The sequence below is a fragment of the Actinoplanes sp. NPDC019969 genome (assembly GCF_055562375.1).
Genome location: NZ_JBVHFK010000017.1, coordinates 1 through 19,544 on the forward strand (window position 1 = coordinate 1; position 19,544 = coordinate 19,544).

Below are 19,544 nucleotides of genomic sequence, written 5' to 3' on the forward strand. Positions count from 1 at the left end.
CCGCATTCCGCGGCCCGTTCCTCCGGGGCACTCGCTCTACTTTACCCGCCGTTTCCGCCGTGTCAAATCCGCGTTTCGCAACCGAATTCAACAGAGCCGAAAACTGAAGTGGGATCCTCCAGGACGGCCGCTCCGGGCCCGATGATCGGTCCCATTCGCTCGCCCGTCTCCCTGGCGGCCCGGACAACATTACTCATCGCCCGCCACGGCATCAAATCGAGGGTCCGCGACCCACGTCACACTGCTTACTCCGTACCCCGGAAGATCTCGGACTCGGTGACGTGCGCGGGGTCGAGCACGCGGTGCAGGAATGAACGCGTGCGCTCCTCGCGAGGGCGGCCGAAGACCTCCTCGGGTGGGCCCTGCTCGACGATGACGCCGGCGTCCATGAAGACGACGCGGGAGGCGACCTCGCGGGCGAACGCCATCTCGTGCGTGACCACCAGCATCGTCATCCCCTCGGCGGCGAGACCGCGCATGACCGCGAGGACCTCGCCGACGAGTTCCGGGTCGAGGGCGCTGGTCGGCTCGTCGAAGAGCATCAGCTGCGGGTCCATGGCGAGGGCGCGGGCGATGGCGACGCGCTGCTGTTGGCCGCCGGAGAGCTGGGCGGGGTAGGCGCCGGCCTTCTCGGTGAGGCCGACGCGTTCGAGGTTGGTGGTGGCGATCCGGTCGGCCTCGGCACGGCTGCGCTTGAGGACCCGGCGCTGGGCGATCGTGACGTTCTCCCGGACGGTGAGGTGGCCGAACAGGTTGAACTGCTGGAAGACCATGCCGATGCCGCGGCGTACGGCGTCGATGTCGCAGTCCGGGTCGGTGACCTCGACGCCCGCCACCCGGATCGAGCCGGAGGTGGGCTCCTCGAGCAGGTTGACGCAGCGCAGCAGGGTGGACTTGCCGGACCCGGAGGGGCCGATGACGCAGACGACCTCACCGGGCTCGACGGCCAGGTCGATGCCGCGCAGCACCTCCAGATCACCGAACGACTTGTGCAGGCCGCTGATCTCGATGGTCGACATGGTCATCTCTCCCTTCCGGCCCGGCGTTCCAGCCCGCGGACCAGCTGGGACAGCGGCAGGGTGATCACCAGGTAGAGCAGGCCGGCGACGACGAGCGGGGTCGGGTTGACCCGGGTGTTGAGGGTGTCGCCGGCGAACTTGGTCAGCTCGATGGTCGTGGCGGTGACGCCGAGGACGTACACCAGGGAGGTGTCCTTGGTGAGCAGGATGATCTCGTTGGTGAGCGGCGGGATGACGATCCGGAACGCCTGCGGCAGGATGATCGAGATCATCGCGCGGGTGTGCGACATGCCCAGCGTGCGGGCCGCCTCGAGCTGACCCCGGGGGACGGCCTGGATGCCTGCGCGGATCGTCTCGGCCATGTAGGCGGCGGCGGTCAGGCCGAGGCCGACGGTCACCGAGCCGTAGACGCCGCCGGGGATCTCCCGGTCCGGGAAGGCGAGGGGTACGCCGTACCCGACCATGAAGAGGACGAGCAGCGCCGGCAGTCCCCGGAACAGTTCGATGTACGCGGCGGCGAACCAGCGGTACGGCAGGATCGACGACAGTCGCATCAGCGCGAGCGCGAGCCCCAGCGTCAGGCCGAAGACGAACGCCAGCAGCGTGTACGCGATGGTGTTGCGCAGCGCGACGGTGATCGCCTCCGGGAACATCCCGGAGGCGATGTCGAGCCGGAAGAACGCGTCGGCCAGCCGTCCCCAGTCGGCGGCGGCCACCACGGCCAGCACCGCCCCGGCGAACAGGACGTAGCCGACGATGCGGGCGACCTGCCGCCGGCGGCGTGGGCTCAAGGCTTCGCGCCGATCCAGGTCGAGTAGATCTTGTCGTACGTGCCGTCCGCGCGGGACGCCGCGATCGCCTCGTTGACGGTCGTGAGCAGGGCGGCGTTGCCCTTCTTGACGGCGAAGCCGTACTGCTCGCCGGTGTCGAAGCCGGCCGCGACCTCGACCTTGCCGGGGTTGGCCTTGATGTACTCGTTCCAGACCGGCAGGTCGTTGACGGCGGCCTCGACCTGGTTGGTGGCGAGCGCCTGCTGCAGGGCGGCGAGGTCCCGGTACGACACCACCTCGATGTCGAGTTTCTTCTCCGCGACCTGCTTCTTGATGTAGTCCTCGCCGGTGGTGCCGCCCTGCACGCCGAGGCGCTTGCCGGCGAGTTCCTCCAGGGTCTTGACGGTCTTGCCGGTGGTGACGGCGAGCGCCTGGGTGGCGTCGAAGTACGGGTCGGAGAAGTCGAGGACCTTCTTGCGCTCCTCGGTGATGGTCATGCCGGCGGCGGCGACGTCGCACTTGCCGGAGTTGAGGTCGGCGCCGGACTTGATGCCCTCGAACGGGGTGTCGACGATCTCCTGGGTCACGCCGAGCTTGGCGGCGACCAGGTCGATCAGCGCCACGTCGAAACCGACGACCTTGCCGCTCTGGTCCTTGGACTGGAACGGCGCGTACGGCAGGTGGGTGCACGTGGTGAGCGTCCCCGCCTTGATCAGTGGCACACCGCTCTCGGTGGCGCCGCCCTTGTCCTCCTTGGCGCAGCCCGCCGCGAGCATCGCGGTGGCGATCACCATCACGACACCACGCCTATGTCCGATCATGCTCATGCGTCTCTCCCCCGCCCGGCCTCAGCGAACCATCACAGATTAATCCACTGTGGCCGATATGGCAGGGGTGAGATCGTCAGCGAACCTGTTCGGCCGTGAACTGCATCCGCGGCGCGGCGTAGAACTCCTGCGCCTGGATCAGTTGAAGCTCCCGCTCACCGGACTTGTAGGTGGTCTCGATCAGGTCGAAGACGCTGGACGCCGTCCGTTCCAGGGCCACCGCCGCGCTGCCCGTCCCCACGTAGTGCGCCGTGAACAGAGCGGCCGTCACGTCACCGGAGCCGTTGGCCTTGAACGGGAGGTGCGGGGTGCTGACGATCCAGGCGCCGGCGGCGTCCACCACCAGCATCTCGATCGTGCCCTCCGCCCGGTCCGGCCGTTCCACGCTGGTGACCAGCACCGTCGACGGGCCCATCGCCCGGGCCAGGTCGGCGGACTCCAGCGTCGACTCCAGGCTCGCCGGCTCGGTGCCGGTCAGGAAGCCCAGCTCGAACTGGTTCGGGGTGATGATGTCGGCGACCGGCACCACCCGGTCCCGGAGCAGGACCGGGATCTCCGGCGCGACGAAGCACCCGGACTTGGCGTTGCCCATGACGGGGTCGCACGCGTACACCGCGTCAGGGTTGGCGGCCTTCACCCGGCGCACCGCGTCGATGATGACGTCGGCGATGCCCGCGCCGCCCTGGTAACCCGACAGCACCGCGTCGATCTGTGGGAACACGCCCCGCTCCTCGACGCCGAGCAGCACCTCCGCCACGTCCGGCGGCGGGATGAGCGGGCCCCGCCAGGCGCCGTAGCCCGTGTGGTTGGAGAAGTTCACCGTGTGCACCGGGACGACCTCGACGCCGATGCGCTGCAGCGGGAACACCGCGGCCGAGTTACCCACGTGGCCGTGGGCCACTGCCGACTGGATGGACAGAACCTTCATGTTGCCACCCTAGACACGGAACGAGCCCACGAGGACACGCAGGTGCTCGGCGGTGTTCGCGACCTCGGTGCTGGCCTGGTTGGTCTGGTTGACCCCGTCGACGGCGGTGTCGCCGGCCCGGGACACCTCGGCGATGCTGTCGGCGATCCGCTCCGCGCCGGCGGCGACCTCGGCGATGCTGCGCGACATCTCCGTGGTGGTGGCGGTCTGCTCCTCCACGGCGCTGGCGATGGTGGTCTGGTAGTCGTTGATCGCGGCGATCACCTCGCTGATCCGGTTGATCACCTCGACGGCGCCGCCGGTGTCGGTCTGGATCGCGGCGACCAGCTTGCCGATCTCCTCGGTGGCCCGGGCCGTCTCCTGGGACAGCTCCTTGACCTCGGAGGCGACCACGGCGAAGCCCTTGCCGGACTCCCCCGCGCGGGCCGCCTCGATGGTCGCGTTCAGGGCGAGCAGGTTGGTCTGCTCGGCGATCGACGTGATCAGCTGGACCACGTTGCTGATCTCGGCGGACGAGGCGCCGAGCCGTTCGATGCTCCGCGTCGCCATGGTGGCCTCGGCGACGGCCTGCCCGGCGACCTGTGCCGCCCGGCTGGTGTTCTCGGCGATCTCACGGATCGACACGTTCATCTCCTCGCCGCCGGCGGCGAGGGTCTGCACGTTGCGGGAGATCTCGACGGCCTCGGCGGAGGCGTTCGTGGTCTGCGTGTTGGTGCGTTCGGTGGCGCCGGCGATCTCCGAGCTGGTCGCGGACAGTTCGGTGGCCGCGCCGGCCAGGGTGTCCGCGTTCGCTGCCATGTCCTGCATCGCCGTCCGCAGCGTCGCGACCGCGCTGTCCAGGGCGGTCGCCATGGTGCCGATCTCGTCGCGGGCGGTGATCCCGCTCTGCTGGGTCAGGTCGCCCTTCGCCAGGGCGGCGGCCATCTGCGCGACCCGGCGGACCGGCCGCAGGATCGACCGGACCAGCGGAACCGACAGCAGCACCAGGCAGATCATGCCGAGCACGCAGGTCAGCAGCATCCAGAACCGGGCCGAGTCGCGGGTGTCGGCCATCGCCGTCTGCTGCAGCACGATCTCGCCGTCCAGCTGCTCGTGGATGGCTTCCAGCTTGTCGTCGACGATGCTGTTCTGGGCGGCGATGTCGGCGTAGCGGGCGTCAACGCCGGCCGGGTTCTTCTTCGCGCCGGCCACGAAACCGGTCACGAAGTCGCTGAACGCCTCGACGCTCGACGCCACGTCGTCGATCTGCGCGTCCACCCCGCCGGGCAGGTCGTACGCGCTGGCGGCGGCCAGGGCCTCGGCGGCCGAGACCACGTCGTCGGCGGCGTCACCGGTGGTGTCGTCGCCGTGCGCGGCCCGGTAGGCGTCGACCTTCAGCTCGCTCTCGCGGGTGTCCAGGTGGTTCAGCGCGGCCTTGGTGGCGGTGTAGGCGCGCAGCGTCTCCGCCTGGCTGGTCAGGTCGGTCTGCGACCGTACGCCCATGGTCGTCACCGCCCCGGCCACGGCCAGGCCGATGACCACGATCGACGACAGCCTTCGCCCCACGCTGAGGTCGGCAAGACGCGGCATTACACACTCCCGGCGCTGAAGAGTGCGGCCGATCCCGCACTATCCCGAATGTCGGCATCGGGACGCCGGGACTGAGGCAACTTCGTCAGCCGCCGAGAACGACGAGTTCGGAACGGCCGCTCGCGGTGCCGGTCTTCTGGACCATCATCAGGTCGGGGCGCTTGTCGCCGTTCCACTGGATGATCAGGATGTCGAGGTGGGCGGTGGCGCCCGGCGCGGTGTCGGCGGTCTGCAGGGAGCGTTGCGGGTTCGCGCCGTCGAGGACCCGGACCTGGGTGCGGCCGTCGGCGGTGCCCGCCTTCTGGATCACCACGGGGTCGGGGCGGCGGTCGTCGTTGAAGTCGGCGACCAGCACCCGGTGGGCGGTGCTCACGGGTTCGCGGGTGGCGGTGACCGGGAGCAGGTGTTTCCGGAAGGTGGCGGCGCCGTCCAGGACCTGGATCTCCATCCGGTTGCTGACGGTGCCGGAGGTCTGCGTGATCAGCAGGTCGGGGCGGCCGTCGCCGTTCCAGTCGGTGGCGGCGAACTGGTAGCGGTCGTCGGTGCCGGGCGCCGCGGTGTCGCTCCGCAGCAGGATCTGCCGGAACGAGGACGCCCCGTCGAGGATCGTCACCTCGGTGCGGCCGCTGGTGGTGCCGGACTTCTGCACCACCATCAGGTCGGGGCGGCCGTCGCTGTTCCAGTCGGTCACCGCGTAGGTGTGCCGGGCGTCGGTGGCGCCGAGGGCGGTGGTCGCGGTCACCAGGAGCGCGGAGAAACCGGTCGCCCCGTCCATGATCCGGACCTCGGTCTTGCCGGTGGCGGTGCCCTCGCCCTTGACCACCATCAGGTCGGGGTGCTTGTCGCCGTTCCAGTCGGCCAGCGCCAGCTCGTGCTGTCCGTCGAGAAGGCCGAGCTGGGTCGCGGCGACGATCAGGGGCTTCTGGTACGGCCCGGACGGCGCGGTGCTCGCCGACGGTTTCGGCTGCGCCGGGGCCGGGGTCGCCGGGGTCGCGCCGGCCGGCGCGGGGGCGGGCTGCTGGTACCACAGGCGGGACACGATCAGGTCGGCGTCGGGCGCCTCCCTGCCGTACGCCGCGGGGAACGCCGACCTCTGCACGGTCTGGCAGACCGCGCCGACGTCGGCGGTCATCCACCGGTTGTCCGGGTAGAAGCGCAGCATCGAGGTGAGGAAGGCGTCGGTGGCGTACTTCGGGTCCACGAGCTGGTCGACCCGCCCCCAGCCCTGCGAGGGCCGCTGCTGGAACAGGCCGACGCTGTCGTGGTCGGTGGCGACCGTGCTGTTGCGCAGGGTGCTCTCGGCGATCGCGGTGGTCATCGCGATGACGGCCGCGCGGGGGCCGAGCCCGCGGGCCTGCACGGCGGCGATGATCGCGCGGGCGCAGGCGATGCTGTCGCCGCTGATCGCCGAGCCGAGGCGCGGGCCGGTCATCGACGGGCGGAGCTGGTCGGCGATCTCCCGGTCGGTCGCGGTGACCGGGCCGGCCTGGCACGGGACCTGGCTCGCGAGCCGGGCGGCGGCCGGCAGCGCGGCCGCCTGCGCCGGGGTGGACGGGGACAGCACCGCTGCCGCGATCGTCACCGCCGACACGACCCCGAGGCCGGTTCCCGGCTTCCTCATGACACGCACCATGTCGTACCGAACCTCCGCTTGATGCCCGCCTGCCGCACCAATCTGCCACACCCGGGCCATCACCCGAAAGGAGTAACCGCGGGGCGGCTGTCCGGTTTCATGAGGCGTAGATCGAGAACTTGGCGGTCCAGCGGCTGGCCGTGCCGAAGGTGGACGGCCAGGTCCCGAACGGGGTGGCGGTGCTCCAGGCGCCCTGGTTGGCCGTACCGGTGTCGTAGCTCATGTTGTTGTCGCCGTTGGTGTTGTAGACCAGCCAGTAGGCGGTGTTCGGCGCGAGCGTGGCGGTGACCGGCCGGGTGTTCCAGGAGTTCGCGGTCAGCGTGCCGGACGTGCTCGACGCGACGAGCGTGCCGGGCGAGCCGTTGGCATCGGTGTAGATCGCCACCTGGTACTGGTTGTTCGGCGCCGCCTGCACGGACCGCAGATAGACGGAGAGCCGGCTGACGGTGAGCGCGGAGGCGCCGTTGACGAACCGGGAGCCGTTCATGAAGTTCGTGGCGCCGGAGTCCAGGGTGCCACCGATCTGGTCGTACCCGAGGCGCGGGGCGGCCGGGTCGGCGGTGGTGAACGAGAACTGGTGGTTCGCCGCGAGCGGGTTGCCGGACGCGTCGGTCACGCCGGTCCGCACGGTCACCGTGTACGCGGTGGACGCGGCCAGCGCCGCGGCCGGGGTGATCGTCGCCGTCTGCTCGGTCGCGTCGTAGGTGACGGCCCGGTTCACCAGCGTGCCGCCGGGGCCGCGCAGTTCCAGGTTCGCGGCGGTGACGGTGCCGGCTGCCAGGCCCTCGCTGAACCGGACGGTGATCGGCGCGGCCGGGGACACCCCGGTGGCGCCGCCGGCCGGGGTGGTGGCGACGACGGCCGGCGCGGTGGTGTCCGCCCCGGTGGTGGCGTAGATGGAGAACTTCGCGTTCCACCGGCTGGACGTGCCGAACGTGGCCGGCCAGGTGCCGAACGGCGTCGACGCGCTCCACGCGCCCTGGTTCGCGGCGCCGGCGTCGTAACTCAGGTTGTTGTCGCCGTTGGTGTTGTACATCAGCCAGTACGCCGTGTTCGCCGCGAGCGCCGCGGTGACCGGGCGGGAGTTCCAGGTGTTCGCGGTCAGCGTGCCGGACGTGCTGGTGGCGATCCGGGCGCCGGGCGAGCCGTTCGCGTCGGCGTAGATCGCCAGCTGGTACTGGTTGTTCGGGGCCGCCTGCACCGACCGCATGTACACCGACATCGAGGTGACGGTGGCCGGGTCGGCGCCGGTGACGAACCGGGAGCCGTTCATGTGGTTCACGTCGCCGGTGTCCAGCGAGGCGCCGGCCTGGGTGTAGCCGATCCGCTGGGTGACCGGGGCGGTCGTGTAGTTCGCGGTGTACGTGGTGGCGGTGGTGGGCGCGGTGATCTCGTGGGTCGGCGCGCCGCCGTCGGACCACGAGGTGAACGTCGACGCGCCCTGGGGCGACGGCGCGGACACCGAGTTGACGGAGCCCTGGATGACCGTACGCGTGAAGGGTGTGACCCCTGACGTGGAACCGACGGTGAGCTGCAGCCCGGCCGGGACGGTGGCGAAGGTCAGGTCGACCGTCTCCGGGTCGAGCCGGCGCGACACGGTGTGCGTCAGGCCCTCCTGGTCGGTGGCGACCAGCTTCAGCTCCAGATAGGACGGATGTTCGTGGTCGGGCGCCGTGAACGTTCCGGACGCCACCCCGGTCCAGCTGCGGATCGCGTGCTCGTGGCAGTTCTCCGGGGCGGAGCAGTGGTGCATGACCAGATCCCAGTTCAGCCGGGAGGCGGCCAGCGGGCCCTGCTGCGGGTCGGTGGCGTGCCCGGTGAAGGCGAGGGTGTCGCCGACCTTCCAGGTGGTGCCCACGGTCGGCGTGTCGATCACCGCGGTCGGCGCCTCGTTGCCGGGGGTGATGGCGATCGTGCTGGTGTGGGTGGCGTTGAGCGTGTCGGTGACGGTCAGCCGGGCGGTGTACGAGCCGGCCGTGGTGTAGGTGAACGACGCGGTCGCCGCGGTGGAGTCGGTGGTGCCGTCGCCGGTGAAGTCCCAGGCGTAGCGCAGGCGGCCCTCGTCGGCCGGGTCCGGATCGGTGGAGCCGGTGCCGTTGAACGTCACGGTCAGTGGCGCCGGGCCCTGCGTCGGCGTGGCGTCGATGACGGCCGTCGGCGGCTGGTTGCCGGGGAAGTACCGCACCCGGCGGATGGTGCCGCCCAGGTCCGCGTAGTACAGCTCGCCGCCGGGACCGACCTCCAGGTCGACCGGGCTCGCCGCGTCCGAGACGAACGTCTGCAGGTTCGCCGGGTTCGGCAGGCCGCCGGCGGTGGACGGCAGCGACGCCCAGATGCAGCGGCGCGAGTAGTCGGCGAAGAAGACCGCGCCGTTGTACGTGGCCGGGTACGACCCGCCGGCCGCCGGGTAGAACGCCACCCCCGTCGACGACGAGCTGCCGGTCGGGCACGCCTCGCCCGCGACCAGCTTGCTGGAGTGGTTCCAGGCGACGAACGGCGCGGTGTGCGCGCCCGCCGGCGCGGTGTAGAGGGTCTCGCAGATCGGCAGGTTGGCGCTGTCGTACCCGGACTGCCTGGCGTTGCCCTCCCAGCACGGCCAGCCGAAGTTGGTGACGCCCGCGGTCGGGTCGGTCACCCGGTTGACCTCCTCCCAGGTGTTCCACCCGGTGTCGGAGATCCAGGTCTCGCTGGTGCCCGGCCGCATGGTGATCCGGTACGGGTTGCGCAGCCCGTTGGCGACGATGCGGCGCACGTTCGGGTCGGCGGCGCCGATGTTCGGGTTGCCGGCCGCGGCCGCGCCGGTCGCCGGGTCCAGCCGCAGCAGCGTGCCGTCCAGCTGGGCCGGGTCGGCGGAGGTGCGGATGTCCTGGGAGCGCAGCGCGCCGCCCTCGTTCGCCGGGTCGGAGCACGGGTTGGTGGGCGCGCCGGACGGGAACTGGCCGTAGTCGACGGCGCTGAAGCTGGCGCCGTCACCGGCGGCCACGTACAGCATGCCGTCGGCGCCGAAGGCGATGTCGCCGATCGAGTGGCTGGGGAACTGCTGGCACCAGTCGTGCAGCAGCACCTGCTCCGCGCCGGTCATCGTGTTCCCGTCGGCCCGCAGCCGGGACAGGCGGCCGGTGACCACGCAGCGCCCGTCGTTGGCGTTGGCGCAGACGTCGTTCCACACCGGGGCGGTGCGGCCGGGCGGCGCGTCGTAGGTGTAGAGCACGTAGACGTACGGGTCGGCGGGGAAGTCCGGCGCCAGGGCCATCCCGAGCAGGCCCCGGTCCCACTGGTTGTGCACGTTGGCCGACAGGTCGGCGAACACCGCCGGGGTGGTGTCGGCGAGGTCGTCGAAGACCTTGATCCGGCCGCCCTTCTCGGCGACCAGGATGCGGCCGTCCCGCGCGAACTCCAGGTCGACCGGCGAGCTCAGGCCGCTGAAGACGATCTGCTCCTGGAAACCGGCCGGCAGCGCGACCGCCGTGGCGGCAGGCGAACCGACGAACGACGACATCGCCACCACGGTGACCAGGGTGAGGAGCCAACCGAGTGCGCGCTTTCCCCCGCGAGACATTGCCGAATCCTAAAAGGAGGGTGCGATCCGGCGGCCCGCCGATCCGGCCACAATCGGCCGTACGTCCGGCTGATCCGTGTCGATGGACGGGCAGCGTTCGTGGTTGCATGTCCGGATGATGTTGGCTGCCCTCGGCCGTGCCTGTGCCCGCTTGCGGTGGCCGGTGCTCGGCGCCTGGCTCGCCCTGCTGGCCGCCGGAGCGGTCCTCGGCGGGCAGGTCTACGCCAGGCTCACCACCACCGGCGGCCTGCGCCCGGACGCCGAGTCGCAGCGGGCCGAGGAGTGGGTGGACCGGTTGCAGCCGGAGGGCCCGATGATCGTCGCCGTCGTCGGTGGGCGCGACGTGTACGACCCGGCGCTGGTCGCCGCCGTCAGCGCGGTCACCGGTGAGATCCGCGGGATGGACGGCGTCGCCGGGGTCGAGGACCTGTACGGAGCGCCGGGCGGCCGGATCGGCGCCGGCAACCGCAGCTCGCTCGTCCGGGTCGAGCTGGACCGCGGTCTGGACGACGCCGCACGCGAGCGGACCGAGGACGCGGTCGCCGCCGCGCTGCACCGCATCGACGCGCCGGAGGTGCTGGTCAGCGGTGAGAAGCTGGCCGAACGCGCGTTCGCCGACCAGGCCGTCGCGGACGCGGCGTTCGGCGAGTCGGTCGCCCTCGCCGTCCTGCTGGTGGTGCTGGTGGCGATCCTCGGCGGTGTCGTGGCGGGCCTGATCCCGTTCGCGGCCGCGCTGGCCACCGTGTCGGTGACCCTGCTCGGCCTGTTCGGGCTGACCATGGTCACCGGGGTCGGCGAGTTCACCGTGAACGTGGTGACGCTGCTCGGGATCGGGCTCGCCGTCGACTACGCGCTGCTGGTGATCGCCCGGTTCCAGGAGGAACGCGCCGCCGGCCCGGACGTCGGCGTCGCGGAGCAGCTGGCCCGGACCATGGCGACCGCCGGCCGTACCGTGCTGATCTCCGGCCTCGCCGTCGCCGTGACGATGTCCGGGCTGTCGGCGTTCGCCGAACCGCTGCTCGGGTCGATGGCGCTCGGCGGGGCGATCGCGGTGCTGCTGGCCACCGCGGCGGGGCTGACCGCCGTGCCCGCGCTCGTCGCCGTCGCCCACCGCCGCATCCCCGCCCGGCGCCGGGCCCGGCCGGGTCCGCTCCCCCGGCTCGCCGCGTTCGCGCAGCGGAGACCCGGGCCGGTCGCGCTCGCCGTGTCCGCCGGGCTGCTGGCGCTGTCGCTGCCGTTCCTGCTCGGGGTCAACCTGGAGAACTCCGACGCCCGCGCGCTGCCCGCCTCCGCCGAGGCCCGCCGGCTGCAGGAGGCGGTGCAGCGCGACTTCAGTGCCGGCCAGGCCGACCCGATCGTCGTGGTGGCGGGCGCCGACCCGGCGAGCGAGGAGTTCCGCGACTACCTCAACAAGATCAACACCTTGCCGGGTGTGGTACGGGTCCAGCCCCGCCCCGACATCCCCGGACCGGCTGCCGTCATCGACGTCACCCCGGAGGGCGCGACCGCCGGCGCGCCGTCCCGCGACGCCGTCCGCGCGATCCGCGCCCTGAACCCGCCGTTCCCCGCCCTCGCCGGCGGCGCCGCCGCGGAGCTGGTCGACTACCGGGATTCGGTCGCCGGGCGGTTCCCGGTCGCGCTGCTCGTGGTGCTGCTGTCCACGGTGGCGCTGCTGTTCGTGCTGACCGGCTCGGTGGTCATCGGCGTCAAGGCGCTGCTGATGAACGCGCTGACCCTGCTCGCCACCCTCGGCGTCCTGGTCGTCGTGTTCCAGTGGGGCGCCGGCGACACGCTGCTCGGCTTCACGTCGTGGGGCGCGATCGACGTCACCACACCGGTGCTGCTGTTCGTGTTCGTCTTCGGGCTGTCGATGGACTACGAGGTGTTCCTGCTCGCCCGGATCGCCGAGGAACGGGACCGGGCCGGCGGTTCCGGCGACGCCGCGGTCCTGGCCGGCATCACCAGGTCCGGGCCGGTCGTCACGGCCGCCGCGGTCTGCATCGGCGTGGTCTTCCTCGGCTTCCTGCTGGGCGACCTGATCGCGGTCAAGGAGATCGGCTTCGCGATGGCCGTGGCCCTGCTGCTCGACGTGACCGTCGTCCGCGGCCTGCTGCTACCGGCCATGATGAGCCTGCTCGGCGAGTGGAACTGGTGGGCGCCCGCCCCGCTGCGGCGGCTGCGCGGTCACGGTGGGCCGAGGAGGAAGCCGACGACGTCGGCGGCGCTGTAGTCGTCGCCGGACGCGGTCAGGTGCGGCAGGAACGTCAGGTCCTGGCCGAGGGTGACCAGCGGGGCCTCGGTGTAGCCGTCGGCGCGCCGCTGCGGCAGCCCGATCGTGGCGACCAGGCCGTTGCACAGGCATCGACTGCCGACGGTGTCCTCGATCGCGCCGCCCTTGCGGACGTACTCGGCGACCGGCTCGGCGGGGCAGCGGTAACCGGCCGAGCCGTCCGGGCGGCGGAAGACGGTACGCAGGAAGCCGAGGTCGCACAGGCGCGGCCGGTCGGCGTACACCTGCTCGTCGGCGGTGGTGCCGGGCAGCGCGGCCAGCTTGAACGGGAACCCGGTCGGGGAGGCGCGGATGTCGTTGCGGACGGTCAGCGTCCGGTCGCCGGCCCGGTCCAGCAGCTGCCGCCGCAACACGGCGTCGATGCCGGAGTCGCGGGACAGGGCGAACGCCGTGCCGACCTGGATGCCCGCCGCCCCGGCCGCCCGCGCCGCACCCAGCGCCGCCGGGCTCGCCTGCCCGCCGGCCAGCCAGAACGGCAGCCCCAGCGCGGCGACCTTGGCGACGTCGAGATGGTCCCGCGGGCCGTAGACCGGTTCGCCGGCGTCGTCCAGGACCAGCCTGCCGCGCGGCCGGGCGCTGTGCCCGCCGGCGTTCGGCCGCTCCAGCACGAAACCGTCCGGGCGGGTCACCGGGTCCCGGGCCAGGTAGATCGCCAGGGTGGCCGACGAGACGATCGCCAGCAGCCGCGGCCGGCGCAACGTCCCGCCGACCGGGCCGATCACGTCGACCGGATCGATCACGGCCTGGTGCTCCTCCTCGGCGGGAGCGCCGTGCACCGCCACCGACAGGCTCCCGGGCTGATGCTCGGCCAGCCGGTCCAGCAGCCGCGGCACCTCGGTGGGCAGGCCCGCGCCCATCAGCACGTAGTCCACGCCGGCCAGCATGGCCCCGTACAGGATCGCGGGGTTGGCCATCTGGATCTTCTCGAGGAGGTTGATGCCGACCGGGCCGTCGTGTCCCTCCTTGGCGAGGAACACCTCGGCGAACGCGGCGGCGACGGCGAGCTGCCGGTCCTGGCGGCGCAGCCGCAGCGCCGGGCGGGCCAGCGGCCGGAACGGTCTCCCCTCGGGCAGCCCGCCGGGGACGAAGAACCGGTCCAGCACCGCCCGCGCCACCTCGGGAACCGGGAAGGCCGCCAGCGCCCGCCGCATGTGCCCGTCCTGGTCGCCGCGTTGCAGGCGCCGGGTGAGCAGCACGTCGAGGGCCACCCCGGAGACCACGCCGAGCTGGCCGGCGGCGGCGACCGCCCGGGCGAGCCGCCAGTGGGACACCCCGACACCCATGCCGCCCTGAATGATCAGCGGATCGCCCGCCGTGTCCGCGCCGTCCCGCAATGCCGCTTCCCGCATGAGGGTCAGCCTGCCCGGCGAACGTCCGGCCGGGTCAGGGGCGGAGGTCCCGGGGAACCGGCCCGTCCGGCCCGCGCCTGTGGATCTAGGCTGAGCAGGTGGAACTCCTCGACATCATCGGCTGGGCCGGATCGGCGCTGCTCGTCTGGTCCCTGCTGCAGAGCCGCCTGCTGCGCCTGCGCGTGCTCAACCTGCTCGGCTGCCTGGTGCTCATCGGGTTCAACACGGCGGCGGCGGTCTGGCCGATGGTCGGGCTCAACGTCGTGCTCGCGGTGATCAACATCTGGTACCTGGCACGGCTCGTGGCGACCCGGCACGACGACAAGGCGTACCAGGTGGTGGAGGTGCGCACCGACGACGGGTTCCTGGCCCACCTGCTGCGCACCCACCACGACGACATCGTGCGGTTCAATCCCGGGTTCACCCGGGACGGCCTGGACCGGCGGGAGGCCGCGGCATTCCTGGTGGTGAACGTCGACGAGGTGGCCGGGGTGGTGATCTTCGAGGCGACGGCTGACGGGGTGGCGCGGGTGGAACTCGACTACGTCACCGAGCGGTACCGGGATCTGACCCCGGGCGAGTTCGTGTTCCGGCGCAGCAGCTACTTCGCCGACCGTGGCTGCCGTACGGTCGTCACCCCGGCGGGGATGCGGTCGCCCTATTACGGGCGGCTGGGCTTCGAGCGCCGGGGTGACTCGTACATCCTCGAACTCGCCGGTGGCGGCGCCGGGCGGTGACCGGCGCCGCGTACCGTCAAGGGGTGGTCAGGTCGAAGCGGCGGACCGTGACCGAGCCGCCGAGCGCCCGCGTCGCGTGGTTGAAGATGCCGAAGCGGTAACCCATGAAGAACTGCCACGCGTTGTTGAGGGTGAACGCCGGCCCCAGCGTGGTGAAGGTGCTGCCGTTCGTGCTGTAGGAGAAGGTGGCGGTACGCCCCGCGCCCGGCCGGATGTCCGCGGTGGCCCGCAACCAGATCCGGCCGCCGCTGACCGTCGCGCCGGCTGCCTCCGTGCCGGTGCCGGTGGTGGCCCACGACGAGTTCATGGTCAGGCCGTTGGTCATCGACACCCGGGTGACGCCGTTGTCCTTGCGGATTCCGATCCACGCCGACGAGTCGCGGAGCATGGCCAGGCCGGACCGGTCACCGTCGGCCATCCCGGTGTAGTCGAGTTCGATGGTGGCGGTCGAGGACGGCCCCTGGATCCGGTGGGTGAGCGTGTTCCGGGCGCTGTACAGGTCGTTCGTCACGGTCGCGGTGGACAGCCGCAGCCCGTTGCCGGTGCTGAACCTGCTGGTGTCCGGGTTGTGGTTCCACTCCCAGCGCTGGTCCAGGGCGGGACTCGTGAAGGTGTCCGGGCCGGTCATCGGCCGGACGGTCTTCGTGGTGGTGATGTTCGGCTTCGGGTACGTGGCGCCCCAGCGGCCGTTCACCGTGGTCAGCACCGGCCAGTCGTTGCTCCACGTGATCGGCGCGAGCGTCGGCACCCGGCCGCCGGGGTAGGCGTCGGTGAACGCCATGTACCACCAGTCACCGCCCTGCGTCTGCACGAGCCCGCCCTGGTGCGGCACCCCGCCTCCGGAGATCGGCCCGGGAAGATCGAGAAGGACCTGGCGTTGCTCGTACGGGCCCCACGGGCTCGTCGACCGCAGGACGTACTGGCCGTTCGCGGGCCGGGTCAGCCAGATGTAGTAGTAGTTGCCGCGCTTGTACATCCGCGCCCCTTCGAGGGTGCCGATGCTCGACGGCGTGGTGTAGACCGTCTGCGACCGGACCTGCGAGGTCAGGTCGTTCGACAGCTGCGCGACGCTGATCGTGCCGTTGCCGTACGCCACGTACGGGGTGTCGTTGTCGAACATCAGGCCGGCGTCGTAGTAGCAGTTGTTGATCCGGGCCTTCTTGCTCCAGGTCCCGTCGACGGCGGCCGCCGTGTAGACGTAGGTGCGGTTGAACTCCGTGCAGCCCAGCCAGTAGTAGGTGCTGTTGCTGGGCCGGTAGTTGAACGCCGACGCCCAGATGCCCTTGACGTAGGCCCGGCCCCCGGTCAGGTCGTAGGCGGCCGAGTCGAAGTCCAGCCGCGGCACCGAGTGCCCGGCATACTCCCAGTTCACCAGGTCGTAGGAGCGCAGGATCGGCGCGCCCGGCGAGTAGTGCATGGTCGAGGCCGAGTAGTAGTAGGCGTCGCCGACCCGGATGATGTCGCCGTCGGCGAAGTCCTGCCACACCACCGGGTTGGTGAAGGTGCCGCCGCCGGGCGTGCTCCCGCCCAGCTTCACGAGCTGCCACTGCTGGTTGGCGCCGTTCCAGTCGCTGTACTGCACGATGTTCGCGCCGTCGGCGGTGGACGCGCCCTGCACCTCGACGGCCTTGCCGCTGTTGCGGTTGATCAGCTGGATGTAGCCGTCGATGTCCTGCACGCTGAACTGCTGGTTGGTGGCGTTGGTGTCGGCCCACTGCACGATCGCACCGCCGTCGGCGGTCGACCGGCCGGACACGTCCAGGACCTTGCCGGAGTGCTTCGACCTGAGCCGGTAGAAGCCGCCGCCGGAGTCGACGAACTGCCACTGCTGCTGCGCCTGGTCGTTACGGGTCCACTGGGTGATCCGCGCGCCGTCGGCCGTGGACAGGTTGTACACGTCCAGGGCCTTGCCGCTGGTGCGGTTGACCAGCACGTACGAGGCGCTGGTGTCGATCGTCGCGGCGGACGCCGGCGCGGCCACGGCGGCGGCGAGCATCGCGCCGAGCACGACGGTCAGGGCGGAGGCGAGTGATCTCTTCAGCATCAGACCCGGCTCCATCGCTGGTTGGCCGCGGCGGTGCAGGTCCACAGCAGAACCGGCGTGCCGTTGGCGGTGAGATTGCGATCGACGTCCAGGCAGAGGTTGGAGGCGGCGCCGCGGACGGTTCCGTCGGTGTTGATCGTCCACTGCTGGTTGGTTCCGCCGTTGCAGTCCCAGAGCTGGACCTTCGACCCGGCGGTCGCGCCGATCGGGGCGTCCAGGCACTTGCCGAGCGCCTGCAGGGCCCGCCCGCTGACGGCCCAGCGCTGGTTCACGCCGCCGTTGCAGTCCCAGATGATCGGCTGGGTGCCGTTGGCGGTGTTGCCGTCCGGCACGTCGAGGCACCGGCCGGAGGCGGCGCTGACCAGCGTGCTCGCGGGCGGCGGCGGCGTGGTGGTGCCGCCGCTGACCCGGTAGACGACGGTGCCGTGCGCCGGCACGCTCGCGCTGATGGTTCCGGTGCTCGCGGTGGCGCCGCCGGTCCAGGCGTCCTGCAGGGTGAACGACGAGCCGGACTTCCCGATCGCGGCGGCGGTGGTGCTGATCGTCGTGGCGGACGAGCCCTGGTTGAACAGGGCGACCGCCACGTCACCGCCGGCCAGCCGCTTGGCCAGCACGCGGCGCGTCCCGTCGTACGAGACCTGCGTCGCCTGCACCCCGAGGGTGTCCTGGTTGATCGCGATGAGCCGCGGGTTCTTCAGGATGGTCTGGGTGGCCGTGCTCATCGAGCGCAGGTCGTTGCCGGCGATCAGCGGCGAGGCCATCATCGCCCACAGCGCGAAGTGGCTGCGCTGCTCGGTGTCGGTCAGGCCGGTCCGGCCGACCTCCATCATGTCCGGGTCGTTGAAGGCGCCGGGCCGGGCGTACCCGGCCAGCGGCACGGTGACGTCGACGATGTTCTTGATGCCCATCGGGTAACCGTTGGTCTGCCCGGTGTCCCAGGCGTTGGTGATGTCCTCGGTGGTGCGCCACATGTTCGCCACGTCGCCCCAGTCGCGCTGCGGCCCGGTCTTGGCGTGGATGCTGTTGGAGTTGATGCTGTAGACGATCGGGCGGCCGGTGGCGGCCAGCGCATCGCGCATCCGGGCGAACGTGGTGACCTGGTCGTTGATCGAGCCGGTCGGTGAGCACCAGTCGTACTTGAGGAAGTCGACGCCCCAGGCGGCGAACTGCCGGGCGTCCTGCGCCTCGTGACCCTGGCTGCCGGTGGCGCCGGGGTAGCTGCCGAAGTACTGGGCGCAGGTCCGGTCCAGCGGCGCCTGGTAGATGCCGAACTTCAGATCCCGGGCGTGCAGGTAGTCGCCGAGCGCCTTCATGCCGCTCGGGAACCGGGTGGGGTCGCCCTGCAGGTTGCCCGCGGAGTCCCGGTTCGGGTTCATCCAGCAATCGTCGACGACGACGTACCGGTAGCCGAGGTCGCGCATGCCGCTGCTGACCATCGCGTCGGCCATGCCGCGGATCAGCGACTCATTGATGTTGCAGCCGAACGTGTTCCAGCTGTTCCACCCCATCGGTGGGGTCCGGGCCACCCCGTTGTCCAGGGCGTGCGCGGGCGTCGCCGCACCGGCCGGAAGCAGGGCCGCGATCAGGATCGCGGTGATCATCGTCGCGAGTCTCTTCATCATCGCCTCGTCCAGAGCTGGCTGGGACCGCCGGTGCAGGTCCGGAGGGTGGTCGCGGTGCCGTTCGCGGTGCCGGTGACGTCCAGGCACAGCCCGGACTGGGCGTTGCGGATCGTGCCGCCGGAGGTGTACGCCCATCGCTGATTGGTGGCGCCGCTGCAGTCCCACAGCTGCGCCTTCGCGCCGTTCGCCGCGCCGGTCGGCGAGTCGAGGCACTTGTTCAGCGACCGGAGCGTCTGCCCGTCGTAGGACCAGCGCTGGTTCGCCGCGCCGCTGCAGTCCCAGATGATCGGCTGGGTGCCGTTCGTGGTGCTGGAGCCGGGCACGTCCAGGCAGCGCCCGGAAGCCGTGCCGACCAGCGCATTGCCGCTGCCGGAGATCGGGTCGCCGATCGTGCCGGGCACCGCGCGCAGCGCCGCGTACCAGGTGGCGGCCATCTTGTCGTAGCCGGTGGCGGTCGGGTGGATGCCGTCGATCAGGTCGGCGGTGGTGAGCGCGGCGTGCATGTCGACGAGGTGCACCCGCGGGCCCTTGCTCTGCACGATGCCGGGGAGGGCGGCGTTGAAGGTCCGGACCGCGGCCTCCTGCCCGGCGTTGGCGAGCGGGATGAGGGTGGCCACGAAGACGTCCGCCGACGGGGCGGCGGCGGTGATCCGGTCGATCAGCGCCGACAGCCGGCCCGGAGCGCCGGACACGTTGTAGTTCTGCAGCACGTCGTTGGTACCGAGGTGCAGCAGCACGGTACGGGGCCGCTGGGCGCCCAGCCAGCCGTTGACGTTGGCGGAGATCTGATCGATCCGCCAGCCGGGATGGCCTTCGTGGTCGTGGTCGCCGAGCTGGCCCGGCCCGTTGAACTGGGAACCGGTGAAGTCGACCCGGTATCCGCCGGCGGCCATCCGCTGCCAGAGGCCGATCCGGTAGCCGCCGGGCACCTGGGTGCCCTCGGTGATGGAGTCGCCGAGCGGCATGACGCGGGTTCCGCCGTTGGATTCGGCGACCGCCGGGCCGGGCTGGACGAGGGCGCCGGCGACGGCCAGCGCGGCGGCGAGAACGGTCGTCAGCAACCGTCTTCTTGCTGTTGGCATGGGGGTGCCTCCGTTATCGCTCACACCGCTTTTCAGGTGGCGATGGAGCAGGTCGGGGAAGGGGGATGGGAGCGCTAACAGCTCGGGACTGGAACATTGCCAGCATGTTTCGCGA

The 19,544-nt window shown here is 71.4% G+C and carries 13 protein-coding genes; 2 read left to right on the plus strand and 11 right to left on the minus strand.

Going from position 1 to position 19,544, the window contains the following annotated elements; translation table 11 throughout:
- Positions 1 to 245: 245 nt before the first annotated feature.
- From ACZ3II_RS37945 to ACZ3II_RS37975, 7 genes are all read right to left on the minus strand, one after another.
- Positions 246 to 1,019, minus strand: coding sequence for an amino acid ABC transporter ATP-binding protein (locus ACZ3II_RS37945; RefSeq protein ID WP_465524627.1), 774 nt, complete (start codon positions 1,017 to 1,019; stop codon positions 246 to 248).
- Positions 1,020 to 1,021: 2 nt separating this feature from the next.
- On the minus strand, positions 1,022 to 1,810 hold the full coding sequence (locus tag ACZ3II_RS37950) for an amino acid ABC transporter permease (protein ID WP_465524629.1): 789 nt from the start codon (positions 1,808 to 1,810) through the stop codon (positions 1,022 to 1,024).
- On the minus strand, positions 1,807 to 2,616 hold the full coding sequence (locus tag ACZ3II_RS37955; protein ID WP_465524631.1) for a basic amino acid ABC transporter substrate-binding protein: 810 nt from the start codon (positions 2,614 to 2,616) through the stop codon (positions 1,807 to 1,809). Before ACZ3II_RS37955 ends, ACZ3II_RS37950 begins: the two co-directional genes overlap by 4 nt.
- Positions 2,617 to 2,692: 76 nt before the next feature.
- The gene (gene pdxY, locus ACZ3II_RS37960; RefSeq protein ID WP_465524633.1) at positions 2,693 to 3,544 is read right to left on the minus strand and encodes a pyridoxal kinase PdxY; all 852 of its coding nucleotides are present in this window, start codon (positions 3,542 to 3,544) and stop codon (positions 2,693 to 2,695) included.
- Between the two features lie 9 nt (positions 3,545 to 3,553).
- On the minus strand, positions 3,554 to 5,113 hold the full coding sequence (locus tag ACZ3II_RS37965) for a methyl-accepting chemotaxis protein (RefSeq protein ID WP_465524635.1): 1,560 nt from the start codon (positions 5,111 to 5,113) through the stop codon (positions 3,554 to 3,556).
- A gap of 85 nt (positions 5,114 to 5,198) precedes the next feature.
- Positions 5,199 to 6,734 carry an FG-GAP repeat domain-containing protein gene (locus ACZ3II_RS37970; protein ID WP_465524637.1) on the minus strand — a complete coding sequence of 512 codons (1,536 nt, stop codon included), beginning with the start codon at positions 6,732 to 6,734 and terminating at the stop codon, positions 5,199 to 5,201.
- Positions 6,735 to 6,843: 109 nt separating this feature from the next.
- A complete protein-coding gene (locus ACZ3II_RS37975; protein WP_465524639.1) occupies positions 6,844 to 10,305 on the minus strand; it encodes a PQQ-dependent sugar dehydrogenase in 3,462 nt (1,153 codons plus the stop codon).
- Positions 10,306 to 10,420: 115 nt separating this feature from the next.
- On the opposite strand from ACZ3II_RS37975, the gene ACZ3II_RS37980 reads away from it, so the two are divergent.
- Positions 10,421 to 12,535, plus strand: a complete 2,115-nt coding sequence (locus ACZ3II_RS37980) for an MMPL family transporter (RefSeq protein WP_465524641.1) — start codon at positions 10,421 to 10,423, stop codon at positions 12,533 to 12,535.
- Here ACZ3II_RS37980 and ACZ3II_RS37985 read toward each other — a convergent pair.
- Positions 12,490 to 13,944 carry a nitronate monooxygenase gene (locus tag ACZ3II_RS37985; protein ID WP_465524643.1) on the minus strand — a complete coding sequence of 485 codons (1,455 nt, stop codon included), beginning with the start codon at positions 13,942 to 13,944 and terminating at the stop codon, positions 12,490 to 12,492. The two genes, ACZ3II_RS37980 and ACZ3II_RS37985, sit on opposite strands and share 46 nt — an antisense overlap.
- 98 nt (positions 13,945 to 14,042) lie before the next feature.
- Here ACZ3II_RS37985 and ACZ3II_RS37990 point away from each other — a divergent pair, with 98 nt between their 5' ends.
- Positions 14,043 to 14,681, plus strand: coding sequence for a hypothetical protein (locus tag ACZ3II_RS37990; RefSeq protein WP_465524645.1), 639 nt, complete (start codon positions 14,043 to 14,045; stop codon positions 14,679 to 14,681).
- Between the two features lie 16 nt (positions 14,682 to 14,697).
- Here ACZ3II_RS37990 and ACZ3II_RS37995 read toward each other — a convergent pair whose 3' ends face one another.
- From ACZ3II_RS37995 to ACZ3II_RS38005, 3 genes are read right to left on the minus strand one after another with little or no spacing between them, the layout of a single operon-like run.
- On the minus strand, positions 14,698 to 16,725 hold the full coding sequence (locus ACZ3II_RS37995; protein ID WP_465524647.1) for an RICIN domain-containing protein: 2,028 nt from the start codon (positions 16,723 to 16,725) through the stop codon (positions 14,698 to 14,700).
- Positions 16,725 to 18,344 (minus strand): glycoside hydrolase family 27 protein, encoded by a 1,620-nt coding sequence (locus tag ACZ3II_RS38000; RefSeq protein WP_465524855.1) that lies wholly within the window; start codon positions 18,342 to 18,344, stop codon positions 16,725 to 16,727. Before ACZ3II_RS38000 ends, ACZ3II_RS37995 begins: the two co-directional genes overlap by 1 nt.
- Complete coding sequence (locus tag ACZ3II_RS38005; protein ID WP_465524649.1) at positions 18,344 to 19,429, minus strand: ricin-type beta-trefoil lectin domain protein; 1,086 nt, start codon at positions 19,427 to 19,429, stop codon at positions 18,344 to 18,346. The genes ACZ3II_RS38000 and ACZ3II_RS38005 overlap by 1 nt, the downstream gene beginning before the upstream one ends.
- Positions 19,430 to 19,544: the final 115 nt, after the last annotated feature.